12 protein-coding genes are annotated in these 18722 nt (G+C 66.2%); 10 read left to right on the top strand and 2 right to left on the bottom strand.

What is annotated here, in order from left to right:
• The first annotated feature begins 71 nt into the window (after positions 1-71).
• The 7 genes from ABIB99_RS10255 (at position 72) to ABIB99_RS10225 (ending at position 11520) form a co-directional block, all read left to right on the top strand.
• A complete protein-coding gene (locus tag ABIB99_RS10255; RefSeq protein ID WP_354175695.1) occupies positions 72-314 on the top strand; it encodes a hypothetical protein in 243 nt (80 codons plus the stop codon).
• Positions 311-5515 carry an alpha-2-macroglobulin family protein gene (locus tag ABIB99_RS10250; protein WP_354175694.1) on the top strand — a complete coding sequence of 1735 codons (5205 nt, stop codon included), beginning with the start codon at positions 311-313 and terminating at the stop codon, positions 5513-5515. Before ABIB99_RS10255 ends, ABIB99_RS10250 begins: the two co-directional genes overlap by 4 nt.
• Positions 5516-5634: 119 nt before the next feature.
• Complete coding sequence (pbpC, locus tag ABIB99_RS10245; protein ID WP_502917491.1) at positions 5635-7743, top strand: penicillin-binding protein 1C; 2109 nt, start codon at positions 5635-5637, stop codon at positions 7741-7743.
• Positions 7744-7793: 50 nt separating this feature from the next.
• Entirely contained in the window at positions 7794-9536 is a 1743-nt protein-coding gene (locus ABIB99_RS10240) for an ArnT family glycosyltransferase (RefSeq protein WP_028151725.1), read from the top strand.
• Positions 9537-10382 (top strand): phosphatase PAP2 family protein, encoded by an 846-nt coding sequence (locus ABIB99_RS10235; protein ID WP_354175692.1) that lies wholly within the window; start codon positions 9537-9539, stop codon positions 10380-10382.
• 65 nt (positions 10383-10447) lie between these two features.
• The gene (locus ABIB99_RS10230) at positions 10448-11185 is read left to right on the top strand and encodes a glycosyltransferase family 2 protein (RefSeq protein WP_231141895.1); all 738 of its coding nucleotides are present in this window, start codon (positions 10448-10450) and stop codon (positions 11183-11185) included.
• Positions 11182-11520 carry a lipid-A-disaccharide synthase N-terminal domain-containing protein gene (locus ABIB99_RS10225; RefSeq protein ID WP_063983425.1) on the top strand — a complete coding sequence of 113 codons (339 nt, stop codon included), beginning with the start codon at positions 11182-11184 and terminating at the stop codon, positions 11518-11520. The genes ABIB99_RS10230 and ABIB99_RS10225 overlap by 4 nt, the downstream gene beginning before the upstream one ends.
• A gap of 9 nt (positions 11521-11529) precedes the next feature.
• Here the strand turns inward: ABIB99_RS10225 and ABIB99_RS10220 are convergent, their stop codons facing one another.
• Together ABIB99_RS10220 and metC are read right to left on the bottom strand one after the other, a co-directional pair.
• On the bottom strand, positions 11530-13218 hold the full coding sequence (locus ABIB99_RS10220; protein ID WP_063983424.1) for a Na/Pi cotransporter family protein: 1689 nt from the start codon (positions 13216-13218) through the stop codon (positions 11530-11532).
• Between the two features lie 156 nt (positions 13219-13374).
• Positions 13375-14559 (bottom strand): cystathionine beta-lyase, encoded by a 1185-nt coding sequence (metC, locus tag ABIB99_RS10215; protein ID WP_354175691.1) that lies wholly within the window; start codon positions 14557-14559, stop codon positions 13375-13377.
• Between the two features lie 394 nt (positions 14560-14953).
• Between metC and ABIB99_RS10210 the strand changes: the two genes are divergently transcribed.
• The 3 genes from ABIB99_RS10210 to ABIB99_RS10200 are packed head-to-tail and all read left to right on the top strand — an operon-like array spanning position 14954 to position 18712.
• Positions 14954-15970: an amino acid ABC transporter substrate-binding protein gene (locus ABIB99_RS10210; protein WP_063983422.1), complete on the top strand. Its 1017-nt coding sequence runs from the start codon at positions 14954-14956 to the stop codon at positions 15968-15970.
• Positions 15971-15989: 19 nt separating this feature from the next.
• Positions 15990-17195: an amino acid ABC transporter permease gene (locus ABIB99_RS10205; RefSeq protein WP_063983421.1), complete on the top strand. Its 1206-nt coding sequence runs from the start codon at positions 15990-15992 to the stop codon at positions 17193-17195.
• Complete coding sequence (locus ABIB99_RS10200) at positions 17192-18712, top strand: amino acid ABC transporter permease (protein ID WP_063983420.1); 1521 nt, start codon at positions 17192-17194, stop codon at positions 18710-18712. The genes ABIB99_RS10205 and ABIB99_RS10200 overlap by 4 nt, the downstream gene beginning before the upstream one ends.
• Positions 18713-18722 lie beyond the last annotated feature (10 nt).

Raw genomic sequence — 18722 nt, 5'->3', positions numbered from 1 at the left:
TTCCTCAACGCCGCGACTAAGCGGAACGGTGGGGTGTCAGGGTGCCGGGTTGAGCGGCAGCGGACTGGACGATGGATTACATCGCCGGGAACGCTGGCCAGCTTCCGGGACACGGCCGCCGGTCGATCGGTCAGGTATGGCTGCGCCATGAGGACGGCGTGCGCGGTGATATCTCGATCGGTCTCCTCAGGGCTTGCCTTGTCATGGCGAATGCGACGATTTGCACCTTTGGTTCCATCGCCTTGAGTCGGTCACCTTTCCGCGCATTTCGTGCTCACGCGGCGTTCGCCGCGATTTCCGGGAGTCCATTATGATCGGTCTTGTTCGCGCCGTCACACTCTGCGCCACGCTGGCGCTCGGCCTTAGCGCAGCGCAGGCCGCCGACAAGGCGTTCAAGCGCGACGACCTCGCCGATTCCGCGATCAAGCTGGAGGCCCAGATCAAGAGCGAAGCGGGGCCGGTCGCCAAGACCAGCGCGACGCTGCGCACCGACGCCGACGCCGCCTTCCGGCGCAATGATTTCCGCACCGGGCTGTCGGTGCTCGGCCAGATCGCCGCGACCACGCCGGAGGATACCGGCAACTGGCTGCGGCTCGCCAAGGTGATCTTCCAGATCTCGCCGAAAAGCTCGAGCGAGCAGACGTTCCTGCTGGAGCGGGCTTCGACCGCCGCCTACATCGCCTACCAGCGCGCCGGCAATCCGGGCGAGGAGGCGGATTCGCTCGCCGTGCTCGGCAAGTCGCTGGCCGAACGCAAGCTGTGGCGGCCGGCGCTGGATGCGCTGCGGCTGTCGCTCGACATGCGCGAGGTCGCCGACGTCCGCGGCCAATACGAGAAGATGCGCGACGAGCACGGCTTCCGGCTGCTCGACTATACCGTGGACTCGGATTCGGCGAGCCCACGCGCCTGCTTCCAGTTCTCGGAGGAGCTGGCCAAGCGCACCGATTTCGCGCCGTACCTCGCGCTGGCAGGCCAGGACAAGCCGGCGCTGTCGGCCGAAGGCAAGCAGCTCTGCGTCGACGGGCTGAAGCACGGCGAGCGCTACAACATCAATCTGCGCGCCGGCCTGCCGTCCACCGTGAAGGAGGGTCTGCTGAAATCGGCCGAGTTCAACGTCTATGTGCGCGACCGCAAGCCGTTCGTGCGCTTCACCAGCCGTGCCTATGTGCTGCCGCGGACCGGCCAACGCGGCATTCCCGTGGTCAGCGTCAACACGCCCGCGGTCAGCGTCAACGTCTTCAGGATCGGCGACCGCAACCTGATCAACACGGTGGTCGACAGCGATTTCCAGAAGACGCTGTCGCGCTACCAGCTCGCCGATCTCGGCGGCGAGCGCGGCGTCAAGGTCTGGACCGGCGAGCTTGCGACCGCGATGACGCTGAACCAGGACGTCACCACCGCATTCCCGGTCGACCAGGCGCTCGGCGAGCTTCAGCCGGGCGTCTATGTGATGACCGCCGCGGCCAAGGGGCCGGGCTCGGACGACGACTACCAGCTCGCGACGCAATGGTTCATCGTCTCCGACCTCGGGGTCACCGCCTATTCCGGCAATGACGGCATCCACGTCTTCGTCAATTCGCTGGCCTCGACCGACCCGGTCGGCAAGGCCGAGGTCCGGCTGGTCGCCCGCAACAACGAGATCCTGGCGACCCGGAAGACCGACGACAGCGGCCATGTGCTGTTCGAGGCGGGCCTTGCGCGCGGCGAAGGCGGCCTGTCGCCGGCGATGCTCACGGTCACCGGCGAGAAGGCCGACTATGCCTTTCTGAGCCTGAAGACCTCGGCTTTCGACCTGTCCGACCGCGGCGTTTCGGGCCGGGCGGTGCCATCGGGCGCCGATGCTTTCGTCTATGCCGAGCGCGGCGTCTATCGCTCCAGCGAGACCGTCTATCTCACCGCGCTCTTGCGCGACGGGCAGGGCAATGCCGTTGCCGGCGGGCCGCTGACGCTGGTGATCGAGCGCCCCGACGGCGTCGAATTCCGCCGCGCCGTGCTCGCCGACCAGGGGGCCGGCGGCCGTACGCTGTCCGTGCCGCTCAATTCGGCCGTCCCGACCGGGACCTGGCGGGTCCGCGCCTTCACCGATCCGAAGGGCTCGTCGGTCGGCGAAACCACCTTCATGGTCGAGGACTACGTCCCTGATCGGATCGAATTCGACTTGTCCGCCAAGGACAAGCTGATCAAAGCTAACGCTCCGGTGGAGCTCAAGGCGGATGGCCATTTCCTCTATGGTGCGCCGGCCTCCGGTCTCCAGCTCGAAGGCGACATGCTGGTCGCGCCCGCAAGCGAACGCCCGGGCTTTGCCGGCTACCAGTTCGGCGTCGCCGACGAGGAGACCACCTCGAACGAGCGCACGCCGCTGGAGAATTTGCCGGAAGCCGACGCCAATGGCGTTGCCACCTTCCCAGTGACGCTGGACAAGCAGCCTGCCTCGACGCGCCCGCAGGAGGCGCAGATCTTCGTTCGCATGGTCGAGACCGGCGGCCGCGCCGTCGAGCGCAAGATCGTGCTGCCGGTCGCGCCCGCCAACGCCATGATCGGCATCAAGCCGCTGTTCGGCGACAAGAACGTCGCCGAGGGCGACAAGGCGGAGTTCGACGTCGTGTTCGTCTCGCCCGAAGGTGAGAGGCTGCACCGCGATGGCCTGCGCTACGAGCTCCTGAAGATGGAGTCGCGCTACCAGTGGTACCGCCAGAACAATTACTGGGAGTACGAGCCGGTCAAATCGACTTCGCGCGTTTCCGACGGCGACGTGACGATCGCTGCCGACAAGCCGTCGCGGATCGCGCTTAGTCCGCAGCCCGGCCGCTATCGGCTCGATGTGAAGTCGAACGACGCCGACGGTCCGGTGACCTCGATGCAGTTCGACGTAGGCTGGTATTCCGACGGCAGCGCCGACACGCCGGACCTGCTGGAGACCTCGATCGACAAGCCGCAATACGCCTCCGGCGACACCATGACGGTGTCGGTGAACGTCCGCAGCGCCGGCAAGCTCACCGTCAACGTGCTCGGCGACCGCCTGCTGACGACGCAGACCATCGACGTCAAGGAAGGTACCGCGCAGGTGAGGCTGCCGGTCGGCAAGGACTGGGGCACCGGCGCCTATGTGGTGGCGACGCTGCGCCGGCCTCTCGATGCGGCTGCGCAACGCATGCCGGGCCGGGCGATCGGCCTGAAATGGTTCGGCATCGACAAGCAGACCCGCACGCTCCAGGTGAAGCTGACGCCGCCGGCACTGGTCCGGCCGAATGCGATGTTGAAGATCCCGGTCAAGCTCGACGGGCTCAATCCGGGTGAAGACGCCAAGATCGTCATCGCCGCGGTCGATGTCGGCATCCTCAACCTGACCAATTACAAGCCGCCGGCGCCGGACGATTACTATCTCGGCCAGCGCCGCCTGAGCGCGGAGATCCGCGATCTCTATGGGCAACTGATCGACGGCATGTCGGGCACCCGCGGACAGATCAAGTCCGGCGGCGATGCCGGCGCCGGCGAATTGCAGGGCTCTCCGCCCGCGCAAAAGCCGCTCGCGCTCTACTCGGGCATCGTCACGGTCGCCGCCGACGGCACCGCGGAGGTGAGCTTCGATATCCCCGAGTTCGCCGGCACCGCGCGCGTCATGGCGGTGGCGTGGACCGCGACCAAGCTCGGCCGTGCCAACACGGATGTCGTGATCCGCGATCCCGTGGTGCTGACCACGACCTTGCCGCGCTTCCTGCTCAATGGCGACCACGGCACGGTCAACCTCGAGATCGACAATGTCGAGGGCCAGGCCGGCGACTACGAAATCAACGTGAAGACAGGCGGTCCGGTGAAGATGACCGGCAATCCCGCAACCACGGTCAAGCTCGCCGCCAAGCAGCGCAAAGCGTTTACGCTCGCAATCGACGCGACGGCGGCGGGGCAGGCGACGCTCGACGTCGACATCAAGGGACCGAACGGCCTTGCGCTGGCGCGTCACTATGCGCTCGACGTCAAGGCGGCGACGCAGGTGCTGGCGCGGCGTTCGATCCGGACGCTGGCGAAGGGTGAAAGCCTGACGCTGACCTCGGACATGTTCTCCGATCTCGTCCCGGGCACCGGCAGCGTCTCGGTTTCGGCCAGCCTGTCGACGGCGCTCGACGCCGCAACGATCCTGAAGGCGCTCGACCGCTACCCCTATGGCTGCTCCGAACAGATCACGAGCCGTGCCTTGCCGTTGCTCTATGTCAACGAGCTCGCCGCCGGCGCGCATCTGGCCATGGACACCGAGGTCGACCAGCGCATCCGCGATGCGATCGAGCGGCTGCTGGCGCGCCAGGGCTCCAACGGCTCGTTCGGCCTGTGGTCGGCCGGAGGCGACGACGCCTGGCTCGACGCCTACGTGACGGACTTCCTGACCCGCGCCCGCGAAAAGGGCTTTGCGGTGCCGGACGTGCTGTTCAAGAACGCGCTCGACCGTATCCGCAACTCGGTCGTGAACGGCAACGAGCCCGAGAAGGACGGCGGGCGCGATCTCGCCTACGGCCTCTACGTGCTCGCGCGCAACGGGGCGGCGCCGATCGGCGATCTCCGCTATCTCGCCGACACCAAGCTCGCCAACCTCGCAACGCCGATCGCGAAGTCGCAGCTTGCGTCGGCGCTCGCGCTGGTCGGCGACCGCAACCGCGCGGAACGCGTCTACGGTGCCGCCCTCGACAGCCTCGCGCCGAAGCCGGTGCTGGAGTTCGGCCGCACCGACTACGGCTCGCAGCTGCGCGATGCCGCAGCGCTGGTCTTGCTTGCCAGCGAAGGCAACGCGCCGAAGGCGACGCTGACGCAGGCGGTGTCGCGGGTCGAGACCGCGCGCGGCCTGACGCCCTACACCTCGACGCAGGAGAATGCGTGGCTGGTGCTGGCGGCGCGCGCGCTGGCCAAGGAGAACCTGTCGATGGAAGTCGACGGCCAGCCGGTGAAGACCGCGCTGTACCGCAGCTACAAGGCCGTGACGCTGGAGGGCAAGCCGCTGAAGATCACCAACACCGGCGATGCGCCGGTGCAGGCGGTGGTCTCGGTGTCGGGCTCGCCGGTCACGCCGGAGCCGGCTGCATCGAACGGCTTCAAGATCGAGCGGAATTATTTCACGCTCGACGGCAAGCCCGCCGACATCAGCAAGGTCAAGCAGAACCAGCGTTTCGCCGTGGTGCTGAAGATCACCGAGGCGAAGCCCGAGTACGGCCACATCATGGTGTCCGACTATCTGCCCGCGGGCCTCGAGATCGACAATCCGAAGCTGGTGTCGTCGGGCGACAGCGGCACGCTGGACTGGATCGAGGACGGCGAGGAGCCTGAAGATACCGAGTTCCGTGACGACCGCTTCACGGCGGCGGTCGATCGCGCCTCGGACTCCAAGTCGGTCTTCACCGTCGCCTACGTCGTGCGCGCGGTCTCGCCCGGCAAATACGTGCTGCCCCAGGCCTATGTCGAGGACATGTACAATCCCTCGCGCTACGGCCGGACCGGGACGGGTAACGTCGAGGTGCGGGCGGCGAAGTGAGTGGTGAGATGGGCGAAGCAGAGCCACATACTCCGTCGTCATGCCCGGGCAAAAGCGCGAAGCGCGTCTTCGCGCAGATGTCCCGGGCATCCACGAACTGTGGCGCTGCCGGCAAAGACGTGGATGGCCGGGTCAAGCCCGGCCATGACGGAGCTAGGGACAGGGGCTTTCGCGTCCTCTCGGGCCTCGCGCTCACGCTCATCCTCACCATCATCGGCTTCGTCGCCTGGGTCTACGCGCTCGGCCCGCTGCCGCTCGACGAGGCGCGCCAGGTCTCCACCACGGTCGTCGATCGCAACGGAAAGCTGCTGCGCGCTTATGCCATGGCCGACGGCCGCTGGCGGCTGCCGGTCGATGCCAAGGCCAATGTCGATCCGACCTATCTCAAACTGCTGCTCGCCTATGAGGACCAGCGCTTCTACGCGCATAACGGCCTCGATCCGCTCGCGCTGGGGCGAGCCGCGCTGCAGCTCTCGACGCGCGGCCACATCGTCTCGGGCGGCTCGACCATCAGCATGCAGCTTGCGCGCCTGATGGAGCCGCGGCGGCAGCGCTCGCTCTATGCAAAGCTGCGGCAGATCGTGCGGGCCATCGAGATCGAGCGCAGCATGAGCAAGGCTGAGATCCTCGACCTCTATCTCGCCCTGGCGCCCTATGGCGGTAATCTCGAAGGTATCCGCTCAGCCTCGATCGCCTATCTCGGCAAGGAGCCGAAGCGCTTGTCGCTGGCGGAAGCCGCGCTGCTGGTGGCTCTGCCGCAATCGCCGGAGACGCGCCGGCTCGATCGCTATCCCGAGGCGGCACGCAAGGCGCGCGACCGCGTGCTGGACCGCATGGTCGAGGAGCATGTGGTCAGCCTTGAGGACGCGAAGCAGGCCAAGGCCGTGCCCGTGCCAAAACTGCGCAAGCCGATGCCGATCCTCGCGCCGCATGCCTCCGACACGGCACTGTCGACGGTCAAGGATTCGCCGGTCATCAAGCTGACGCTCGATGCCAATCTGCAGAAGGTGCTGGAGCCGCTGGCGCGCGACCGCGCCATCGCGCTCGGGCCCAATATCTCGGTCGGCATCATCGTGGTCGACAATGAGAGCGGCGACGTGCTCGCTCGCGTCGGTTCGGCCGATTATTTCGACGAGAGTCGGGCGGGGCAGGTCGACATGACCCGCGCCGTCCGTTCGCCGGGGTCGACGCTAAAACCCTTCATCTACGGGCTCGCCTTCGAGGACGGCTTCGTCCACCCCGACAGTCTGATCGACGACCGGCCCGTCCGCTTCGGCTCCTACGCGCCGGAAAATTTCGACATGACGTTTCAGGGCACGGTGCCGGTGAAGAAGGCGCTGCAATTGTCGCTGAACGTGCCGGCGATCGTGCTGCTCGACCGCGTCGGCGCGAGCCGGCTGTCGTCGCGGCTGCGGCAGGCCGGCGGCAATCTGGTCCTGCCCAAGGACGAGGCACCTGGGCTCGCGATGGGACTCGGCGGCGTCGGCGTGACACTGCAGGACCTCACCCAGCTCTATACGGGTTTCGCCCGGCTCGGCACCACCATGCCGTTGCGCGACCTCATGACCGGCCGGGACGATCGGGAACCGCTGCGGCTGCTGGACCAGGTCGCGGCCTGGCAGGTCGGCAACGTGCTCCTGGGCACGCCGCCGCCCGAAAACGCCGCCCATAACCGCATCGCGTTCAAGACCGGCACCTCCTACGGCTATCGCGACGCCTGGTCGGTCGGCTTCGACGGCCGCATGACCATCGGCGTCTGGGTCGGCCGGCCCGACGGCGCGCCGGTTCCCGGCCTGATCGGCCGCGTGGCCGCAGCCCCGATCCTGTTCGATGCCTTCGCCCGCACCGGCAAGATGCTGGCCCCGTTGCCGAAGCCGCCGAAGGGAACCCTGGTCGCCAGCAACGCCAAGTTGCCATTGCCGCTGAAGCGGTTCCGCCCGGTCGGGGACCTGGTGCGGACCGGCAGCGAGCAGGCGCTGCACATCCAGTTCCCGCTGAACGGCTCGCGGATCGATGTCGACCGTTCCGGCGGCGAGGGGAGCGCAGCCATGCCGGTGAAGGTCGCTGGCGGCGTCCTTCCCATGACCATCATGGTTAATGGAACATCACTCGGCGAGATCGACGGGCGCCGCCAGCGCCTGATCGATCCGCCCGGTCCGGGCTTTGCGCGGCTCACCGTGATCGACGCCACTGGCGCCGCGGACACAGTTGTCATTCGAATTCAATGACCCCGCCTTAACCGGTTGTCCGAATGACGGTTTCAGCGTAAGCGGAACCAATGGCCGAGACCTATCCCAGCCCCCGTTTTGGAGCACCCCGCGAGCCGAAAGCGCCCGTGAATCCGGGCAGCCGGCTCGTGCTTATGCTGGACTACGCCACGGCCAGTCACGCCCGCGCGGTCGGCTTCCTGCTGCTGTGTGCGCTGCTGCTATTCCTGCCGGGCTTCTTCACGATTCCGCCCGTTGACCGCGACGAGGCGCGCTTTGCGCAAGCGACCAAGCAGATGGTCGAGAGCGGCGATTATGTCGACATCCGCTTCCAGGAAGACGTCCGCTACAAGAAGCCGGTCGGCATCTACTGGTTGCAATCGGCCGCAGTTGAAGCCGCATCAGCGCTCAAGCTGCCGAAGGCCGAATTGCGGATCTGGGTGTACCGGCTGCCGTCGCTGATCGGCGCCATCGGCGCCGTGCTGATGACCTATTGGGCCGCGCTCGGCTTCGTCACGCGGCGCGCCGCGGTGCTCGCCGCGCTCCTGATGTGTGCCTCCGTGTTGCTCGGCGTCGAGGCACGGCTGGCGAAAACCGATGCGATGCTGCTGTTCTGTGTGACCGCCGCGATGGGCGCGATGTCGCGCGCCTATCTGTCGTGGCAGCGCGCAGAGGATGAGACCCATCCGCCCTGGAGCTGGCCCGCGATCTTCTGGACCGCGCTCGCCGTCGGCATCCTGATCAAGGGTCCGCTGATCCTGATGTTCGCGGGCCTGACCATCGTCGCGCTCGCGATCCAGGACCGAGATGCCTCGTGGCTGTGGAAGCTGCGTCCGCTCTGGGGCCTGATGTGGATGCTGGTGCTGGTGCTGCCCTGGTTCGTCGCGATCTTCTGGCGCGCAGGCGATGCCTTCTTCGCCGATTCCGTCGGCGGCGACATGCTGAGCAAAATCGGCGCCCAGGAATCCCATGGCGCGCCGCCCGGACTGTATCTGGCACTATTCTGGATCACGTTCTGGCCCGGCGCGCCGCTTGCGGCGATGGCGGCGCCGGCGGTGTGGCGGGCCCGGCGCGAGCCCGGCGCGCAGTTCCTGCTGGCCTGGCTGATCCCGTCCTGGATCGTGTTCGAGGCAGTGCTGACCAAGCTGCCGCATTACGTGCTGCCGCTGTATCCGGCGATCGCGATCCTTACCGTCGGTGCGCTGGAGCGCAACGTGCTGTCGCGCTCGTGGCTCGCGCGCGGCTCGGCCTGGTGGTTCGCGATTCCCGCTGCCGCCTCGATCATCGCCGTGGTCGGCGCGGTCATGCTGACGCGGCAACCGGCGTTCGTGGCCTGGCCGTTCATTGCGGCCTCGCTCATCTTCGGTCTGTTCGCCTGGTGGCTGTTCGACACCAACCGCGCCGAGCGCTCGCTGCTCAACGCGCTGGTCGCAGCGCTGATGCTCGCGGTCGTGGTCTACGGCATCGTGCTGCCGTCGCTGACCCCGCTGTTTCCGAGCATCGAGATCGCACGCGCGCTTCGCAACGTCACCTGCGTCGGGCCGAAGGCAGCCGCCGCCGGCTATCACGAGCCGAGCCTCGTGTTCCTGACGGGCACGCAGACGCTGCTCACAGACGGCTCGGGCGCGGCGGATTTCCTGCGCCAGGGGAGCTGTCGCTTCGCGCTGATCGAGCAGCGCTCGGAGCGCAGCTTCGTGCAGCGGGCCGAGGCGATCGGGCTGCGCTACAAGGTAGGTACGCGCATCGACGGCTATAATTTCTCGCAAGGGCGCGCGATCTCGATCTCGATCTTCCGCTCGGAAGGCACTGAGTAGATGCCGGCGCCAGCCGACATCACGCCGCGCCCGAGCTATCCCGCGCAATTGCTCGCGGTGTCGGGCCGTGCCCTGGCGCAGCTCGTCCGTACGCCTTCGCATTCATGCCGCGCCGAAGCCGCGCGAAAGCTGGCGCGGCATTCGCTGTGGCTCAGCGCGGCCGGTGCGGCCTTGATTATCGTGCTGATGCTCGCGTTCGATCAGACCGAGATCCAGCTGATGCCGGTGCGTGGCACGCCGAGCCTGTGGCCGATCCGCATCCTCACCGATTTCGGCAAGGACGAGTATGTGCTCTCGCTGCTCGGGGGGACGCTGGTGCTCCTGGCGCTCGTTGCAGCGGGATTGCACGGCACCCGTCGTGGGCTGCTGCTCGGCCTCGGTACGCGGCTGCAGTTCATGTTTCTGTCTGTCGCCCTGTCCGTGTTCGTTGCCGAGATCCTGAAATATCTCATCGGTCGCGGACGTCCGTTCGTGAGCGGCAAGGCCGATCCGTTCAACTTCATCCCGTTAGAGGGAACGGGGGCTTATGCCAGCCTGCCGTCGGGTCATGCGGTGACGGCGTTTGCGCTGGCGTTTGCGGTCTCGGCACTGTGGCCGCGCCTGCGCGTGTTCATGTTCACTTACGCAATCGTGATCCTGCTGACCCGGCTGGTGCTGCTCGCGCATCATCCGAGCGACGTCGTCGCCGGCGCTCTGGTCGGCATGGTCGGCGCCATGGCAGTGCGCTACTGGTTCGCGGCCCGGAGGCTCGGCTTTGCCATCCGCGCCGACGGCACCATTGTGCCTCTTGCAGGGGCGGTCTCGGGCCGCCTCAAAAGGGTTGCCCACGGGGCATCCGCCCCATAAAAGCGGCTGCCTGCCGGGACCGCCGGTTCCCCGGGGCAGGCCAATTCCAACCACGAGCTTTCGATTTGTCGTCGTCCCAGCCTTCGGTTTCCATCGTCGTTCCCGTGCGCAACGAAGCCGACAACATCGCGCCGCTGATCGAGGAGATCGGCGCGGCGCTCGACGGCCGCTGGGCCTATGAAATCATCTACGTCAACGACGGCTCGACGGACGCGACCGGCGAACGGCTCGGCGCGATCATGCAGCAGCGGGACAATCTCCGGCAGCTTCGCCATGCCAGATCAGGCGGCCAGTCGGCAGCAGTGCGCAGTGGCGTGCGCGCGGCGCGCGGCACGATCGTGGCGACGCTCGACGGCGACGGGCAGAACAATCCCGCCTTCCTGCCCGACCTGATCGCGGCGGTCGAGAAGGGGGCGGGGCGCGTCGGTCTCGCTGCCGGTCAGCGTGTCGGACGCAAGGATACCGGCTTCAAGAAGTTCCAGTCGCGCGTGGCGAACGGCGTCCGCAATGCGATCCTGAAGGACGGAACGCGCGATACCGGTTGCGGCCTGAAGGCGTTCCGGCGCGACGTGTTCCTGATGATGCCCTATTTCGACGGGCTGCATCGCTTCCTGCCGGCGCTGGTGCGCCGCGAGGGCTACGAGATCGCCTATGTCGACGTGATCGACCGGCCGCGCCGTTCCGGCGTGTCAAACTATGGTTTCTTCGACCGGCTGTGGATCGGCATCATGGATCTCGTCGGCGTGTGGTGGCTGATCCGCCGCAAGAAGCCGGCACCAGATGTGACTGAGGTGAAGGCATGATCATCCAATACGGTCAGGCGTTGAATAACTATCTCTACGACGTCTTCGTCGCCAAGTTCGATTTCTGGCTGGCGTTCGGCCTCATCGCGCAGCTGTTCTTCACCGCGCGCTTCCTGGTGCAGTGGATCGCGAGCGAGCGGGCCGGCAACAGCGTGGTGCCGATGGCGTTCTGGTTCTGCTCGATGGGCGGCGGGCTGATGACGCTGGTCTACGGCGTCGTGAAGCGCGAGCCCGTCATCATCCTCGGACAGGCGCTCGCGACCATCATCTACATCCGCAACATCATGCTGATCATCAAGAACCGCGGCCGCGCCTCGAATACGCTGGAACGCTGAAGCGCGCCGCTAGCGCGGTAACGCCGAGGCCGCGCCGGAGGCGGGCAGGGCGGTATCCGCCTCACTCCTGCGATAAGGCTCGCCGGCGGCATCGAGCACGGGATAGGCGACCGAGCAGATATGCGAGTGGATGCGGCGCAGGTCGCGCAGCACGTCCAGATGCAGCGAGGTGGTCTCGATGGTCTCGGGGCGGCCCTCGCGCAGGCGGTCGAGATGACGCTCGACGGCGGCGAGCTCGGTGTTCTTCAGCGTGGTCTTCTCCACCAGCAGCTTGCGCGCTTCGTTGGCATCGCCCGACATGAAGACGCCGAAGGCGATCCGCAGCGAGTCCATCGTGCGCTTGTGGAAGGCGGCGAGCTCCTCGGCGCCCTCGACCGAGAACTGAAAGCGGCGCTTGATCTTCTTGGTCGCGAGCTCGCTCAGGCTCTTGTCGATGATGTCGCCGATATGCTCGAGGTTGATGGCGAAGGAGATGATCTCCATCGCGCGCCGGCCCTCGCTCTCGTCGAGGCTGCCCCGCATCAGCTTCGTCACATAGAGCTTGATGGCTTCGTCGAGGCTGTCGACGACATTGTCCATCTTCGTGACCTGGTCGACCAGCGCACGGTCGCCGGTCATCATCGCCGCCATCACCTTGCGCAGCATGACCTCGACCAGATCGCCCATGCGCAAGGTCTCGCGCGCGGCGTCGGCGAGCGCCAGTGACGGCGTCTCCAGCGCGCTCTCGTCGAGATAGCGCGGCCGGGCCGGATCGTCCTCCCGGACGCGATCAGGCAGCAGCCGGGTCAGGAGCCGGGACATGATATCGAGTAGGCCGATGAAGATGACGGCCGTGCCCACGTTGAAGGCGATGTGGAAGGCCGCCGTCATCCTGGCGAGATCGGGCTGCCAGGCGTGCATGTGCTCGGCGATCCCACTCAGGAAGGGCAGCACCAGCGCGATCCCGATCACGCGGTTGGCGAGATTGCCGAGCGGCAGGCGGTAGCTTGCGGGATCGTCGCGCCGGGCGCCTTCGAATACGGGATTGATGGCGCTGCCGAGATTGGCCCCCAACACCAGCGCGAGGGCTGCGTAAGGCGTGATGAACTGCGAATAGGCCAGCGACATGATCAGCAGCACGCTGGCGACGCTCGAATGCACCGCCCAGGTGACGAGCGCGGCGATGACGATGCAGAGCACGGGATCGCCCGTGATCGTCGACATCATGACGCGAACACCCGGCGCGTTCTCCGCCGGAGCCAGCGTGTCGAGCAGGATGTGCAGCGAAAGCAGCATCAAGCCGAGGCCGATGAAGACGCGCCCGATATCCTTGATCCGCGACCGTGGGCCGGAGCGGAAGGCGACGAGCCCGAGCACGAACAGGACAGGCGCAACGGCTGCGATGTTGAACGACAGCACCTGCACGATCAGCGTCGTGCCGACATTGGCTCCCAGCATGATGGCGAGCGCGGCAGCCAGGCTGACGAGGCCTTCTGCCGCGAATGAGCTGGTGATCAGCGCCGTCGCCGTGCTGCTCTGGAGCAGCGCGGTGAGGCCTAGTCCGGCGGCGAACGCGTTGAATCGGTTGCCGAGCGCCTTGCCGAGCAGCCGCCGCAGGTCCGGGCCGAAGGCGCGCAGAATCCCGCTGTGGACCATGTGCAGGCCCCACAGCAACAGCGCCACGCCGCCCATCAGATCGAGCAGAACCAACGTTCCCATGCTCCGCGTCCGGATTGGAGTCGATTGGTGAGGCTAGCGCCAAACGTCAGCAGTTCAAACCCTTTGTTGGCGCATCCGCGTTAACGTTTGCGGCGGTTGCGCGTTCCCGCGGCGCGCGATTGCCGCGTCCCGAGGCGCGATGCCTTGTGAGCAGGCTCACATTGCCGCCTTGAGGGCAGCGAAGCCGCGATCGAGATCGGACTTGAGATCGTCGACGCTTTCGAGGCCGATGTGCAGTCGCAGGGTCGGGCCGCCCGGCGACCACTTGGTGGCGGTGCGATAGGCGTCGCAATCGAAGGGAATCACGAGGCTCTCGAAGCCGCCCCAGGAGAAGCCCATGCCGAACAGCTTGAGCGTGTCGAGCATGGTGTCGACGGCCTTCTGCGGCGCGGGCTTCAACACGATGCTGAACAGGCCGGACGCGCCGGTGAAATCGCGCTTCCAGATCGCATGGCCGGGATCGGTTTCGAGCGCCGGATGCAGCACGCGCGCGACCTCGGGTCGGGCCGCGAGCCAGCGCGCCATGTCGAGCCCCGAGCGATGATGCTGCGCCAATCGTACCGACAGCGTGCGCAGGCCGCGCAGCGCGAGGAAGACGTCGTCAGGGCCGGCGCAGACGCCGAGCAGGCGGATGCCTTCGGCGATCTGCGGCCAGGCCTTGGCGTTGGCCGAGATGGTGCCGAACATGATGTCGGAATGGCCGCCGATATATTTGGTGGCGGCCTGCATGCTGATGTCGACGCCCTGGTCGAGCGAGCGATGATAGAGCGGCGTCGCCCAGGTGTTGTCGTCGATGACGAGCGCATCGCGCGCATGCGCGACCTCGGCGATGGCGCGGATGTCCGGCATCTCGAACGACTGCGAGCCCGGCGCTTCCACCAGCACCGCGCGGGTGTTGGGCTTGAACAGGTTGTCGATGCCCGCGCCGATCAGCGGATCGAAATAGGTGGTCTCGATCCCAAGGCGCGCGAGCATGCCGTTGCAGAAATTGCGCGAGGGCCGATAGACGTTGTCGCAGACGAGCAGATGGTCGCCGGTCTTCAGCACCGAGAGCAGGGTGGTGGAGATCGCCGACAGGCCTGACGGCACGATGCCGACGCCGGCGCATTGCGGCCCCTCCAGTGCCATCAGCGTCTCCTGGAACGCCCTGGTGGTGGGGGTGCCGTGGCGGCCGTACTGGAACTCGCCGCGATGGGCGTGCAGGTCCTCGGCGGTCGGATAGAGCACGGTTGAACCGTGAAACACCGGCGGATTGACGAACCCCTTCTGCGCCTTGGTGTCGCGGCCGGAGGTCACCAGCCGGGTTTCGGCGTGCTGTTGGGAGGGGTGCGAGGAATCCATGCGTCTGCTTTCAAAACCGCGTTTCTACCGGGCGCGCCGCGCCCGCGGGCCGGCCGAAGGCCGCTGCCGTTAATAACAGAACACAGAAGAGTCCCGTCAACCCCTTGACCCGGCTCGCCAGTCGTTCTGAGATGCGCGGGTGCTATTCAGTCGCCGCATGTTGAGGGGCTGCCGCGACCTTCGATCCATCGTCTGACCGGACCTTGCGTCACAGCCATAACGGCGGGCGCCTGCGGCGGGGGATTAAGGTATGGCCTCCCGGGATGGGCGAGTGTTCGGCAAGGTTTTCCAGCATGACTCTTGCAAGGCTAGTCTTGATGCGGCTAGCCCTGGCGGAGACGATCCCAAAGACGCCATTCCTGACCTTGAGACGACTTTGAAAGGCCTTCAGCCCATGAAACGCGTAACTCTGGCTCTCACTCTCGCTGTCGCCGCCGGCCTCTCCGCCCAGGCCGCCGATGCGCAAACGCTCAAGACCATCAAGGACCGGGGCATGCTGTCCTGCGGCGTCAGCCAAGGCCTGCCCGGCTTCTCCTCGCCCGACGACAAGGGCAACTGGACCGGGCTCGACGTCGACCTCTGCCGCGCGATCGCAGGCGCGATCTTCAACGATGCGACCAAGGTCAAGTACGTGCCGTTGTCCGCCAAGGATCGTTTCACGGCGCTGCAATCCGGCGAAATCGACGTGCTCTCGCGCAACACCACCTGGACCATCTCGCGCGACACCTCGCTCGGCGCCAACTTCACCGGCGTGACCTATTATGACGGGCAGGGCTTCATGGTGAAGAAGTCGCTCAAGGTGAATTCGGCGCTCGAGCTCAACAGCGCCTCGGTCTGCGTCCAGACCGGCACCACCACCGAGCAGAACCTCGCCGACTACTTCAAGGCCAACAACATGAAGTACGAGGTGATCGCGTTCGGCACCAACGACGAGACCGTCAAGGCCTATGAAGCCGGGCGCTGCGACGTCTTCACCACCGACCAGTCGGGCCTGTACGCCAACCGCCTCAAGCTTGCCAATCCCAACGACCATATGGTGCTCCCCGAAATCATCTCGAAGGAGCCGCTCGGGCCGATGGTGCGTCACGGCGACGACCAGTGGTTCGACATCGTGAAATGGACGCTGTTCGCCCTGGTCACCACGGAAGAGCTCGGCGTGACCTCGAAGAACGTCGATGAGAAGGCGAAACTGGAAAATCCGGAGCTGAAGCGCGTGCTCGGCAGCGACGGCAATTTCGGCGAACAGCTCGGCCTGACCAAGGACTGGGTGGTGCGGATCGTGAAGGCCACCGGCAATTACGGCGAGGTGTTCGACCGCAACGTCGGCGCCGGTTCGCCGCTCGGCATCAGCCGTGGCCTCAACAATCTCTGGAATAAGGGCGGTCTTCAGTACGCGCCGCCGATCCGCTGATCCCACCTGATCCGCGGCGATGAGCACCGAGGCTCGAAAACCGCCGGCCCAGATCGCGCTGAAGATCAGGCGCGTTCTGGGCGGCAAGGCAGGCTGGAACGGCGTCGCCGTCCAGTTTGCCTTCGCGGCGATCCTGGGCTGGATTGGCTATGAGATCGTCTCCAACGCCCGGGCCAACCTCGAAAACCAGCACATTGCCGCCGGCTTCGGCTTCTTGCGGAACAATGCCGGCTTCGACGTCAACCAGACGCTGATCTCCTACACCGGCTCGGACACGTTCCTGCGCGTGTTCGTGGTCGGGCTTTTGAACACGCTCGTGGTCTCGGTGGTGGGCATCTTCTTCGCCACCGTGATCGGCTTCATCGTCGCGCTGTGCCGGCTGTCGCCCAACTGGCTGTTGTCGCGCGTCGGCGAGATCTATGTCGAGATCGGCCGCAATCTGCCGGTGCTGTTCCAGATCCTGTTCTGGTACCTGGCGGTGCTCGCGGCCCTGCCAAATCCCCGGCAGAGCATTTCGCTGCTTGGCATCGCCTTCATCAGCAACCGTGGGCTCGTCATTCCGCGCCCGATCGGCGAGGGCGGCTTCGAGCCGTTCCTGGCGATGCTGGTCCTCGGCATCGTCGCTTCGCTGGTTTTGCGCTTCTATGCGCGGCGGGCGCTATTTCAGCGCGGTCAGATGATCCGGATCTGGCCCTATGTGCTGGGCCTGCTGTTCGGGCTGCCGCTCGCGGCCGTGCTGGTGTTCGGCCTGCCCTTCACCTTCGAGCTGCCGCAGCTCAAGGGGTTCAATTTTGCCGGCGGCTCAAGAGTCATCCCGGAATTCGTGGCGCTGACGCTGGCGCTGTCGACCTATACCGCGGCCTTCATCGCCGAGATCGTGCGCGCCGGCATCCTGTCCGTCCACTCCGGTCAGATGGAAGCGGGATCCTCGCTGGGGCTGAGCCGCGGCACCACGTTGCGCCTGATCGTCGTGCCGCAGGCGATGCGCGTGATCGTGCCGCCGCTGACCAACCAGTATCTCAACCTCACCAAGAACTCTTCGCTGGCGGTCGCGATCGGCTATCCCGACCTCGTCTCGGTGTTCGCCGGCACGTCGCTGAGCCAGACCGGGCAGGCGATCGAGATCATTGCCATGACGATGGGCGTCTACCTCCTGATCTCGCTGCTCACGAGCGCCGTCATGAGCGTCTACGGTTGGCGCGTCAGCCGGAGTCTGGGCGCATGAGCGACATCATCTCGTCCGCCTATGTCCGCCGGGACCTGCTCACCGAGCGTCCCGCGCCGGTCAAGACCACGGGCTTCATCGGCCTGATGCGCACGCGCCTGTTCAATTCGCCGACCAACATTTTGCTCACGATCGTGGGCGCCTTGCTGCTCTGGTTCACCGTCATTCCTGCCGTCAAGTTCCTGATGGTCGATGCGGTCTGGACCGGCAAGGATCGCACGGCGTGCCTGACCGAGAATGCCGGCTTTACGGTCGGCGCCTGCTGGCCCTTCATCCAGGCCAAGCTGCCGCAATTGATCTACGGCTTCTATCCCGAGGCCGAGCGCTGGCGGGTCAACCTCTCGCTGATCCTGGCGGCGGCTCTGCTGCTGCCGCTGCTCATTCCGCGCCTGCCGGCGAAAGGACTGAACGCAAGTCTCTTCTTCTTCGCCTTTCCCGTGGTGGCGTTCTTTCTGCTGCACGGCGGCGGCATCACCGGGTTCGGCCTGAGCTGGACGGCCGGCCTGCTGCAATTGTTCGACGACAGCATCATCGGCGCCGGGCAGGCTCTGCTCAGTCTCGCCAAGACCTCAGCCATCGCACCGCTCTTCTGGCTGGCCGGCAATCTCATCGTGCTGGTCGGCAGCGCGATCTACTGGCTGATCTTTCCGCTGACCTGGCTGCGTGACCAGCTCCAGGGAACGGGCCAGTCGGTCTGGGCCGATTTCGCCATCACGGCGGCGGTCGTCTCCCTGATCGCCTTCGTCGCCGGTGGCGGCGTTCGCACCGGCGGCCGGGCGCTGACATCCAGCATCGGCACCTTCATCGCGATCGCGGTCGTGATCAAGCTGATGGGGCTCGATCACGGCGGCCTGCCGGTCGTGACCACGAATCTGTGGGGCGGGCTTCTTGTGACGCTGGTGGTCTCGGTGACCGGCATCGTCACCTCGCTGCCGATCGGCATCGCGCTGGCGCTCGGCCGCCGCTCGACCATTCCGCTGATCCGGATCTTCTCGATCGCCTTCATCGAGTTCTGGCGCGGCGTGCCGCTGATCACCGTGCTGTTCTTCGCGACCTACATGCTGCCTTTGTTCCTGCCGGGCAATTTCACGGTCGACGGTCTGGTGCGCGCGCTGATCGGCATTTCGCTGTTCACCGGTGCCTATCAAGCCGAGAACGTCCGCGGCGGGTTGGCCGCGATCCCGCGCGGGCAAGGCGAGGCGGCGGCGGCTCTGGGCCTGTCCTGGTGGAAGACGACCTCGCTGATCGTGCTGCCGCAGGCGCTGCGCCACGTCATTCCGAACCTCGTCAACAGCTTCATCTCGCTGTTCAAGGACACGTCGCTGGTCTCGATTGTGGCGCTGTTCGACCTGCTGGGCTCGCTCCGGGCGTCGTTCTCGGATCCGAAATGGTCGACGCCGTCGACCGCGTTCACCGGCTTTGCCTTCGCCGGGATCATCTACTTCATCTTCTGCTTTGGAATGTCGCGCTACTCGCTCTTCGTCGAGCATCGCCTCAACGCTCACCGTCGCAACTGATCGAGGTCAT

Origin of the sequence: Bradyrhizobium sp. LA6.1 (genome assembly GCF_040547805.1) — a bacterium.
Taxonomy (GTDB): Bacteria; Pseudomonadota; Alphaproteobacteria; order Rhizobiales; family Xanthobacteraceae; genus Bradyrhizobium; species Bradyrhizobium barranii.
Note: the sequence above shows the minus strand (reverse complement) of the source record. Positions and strands in the feature narration are given on the sequence as shown.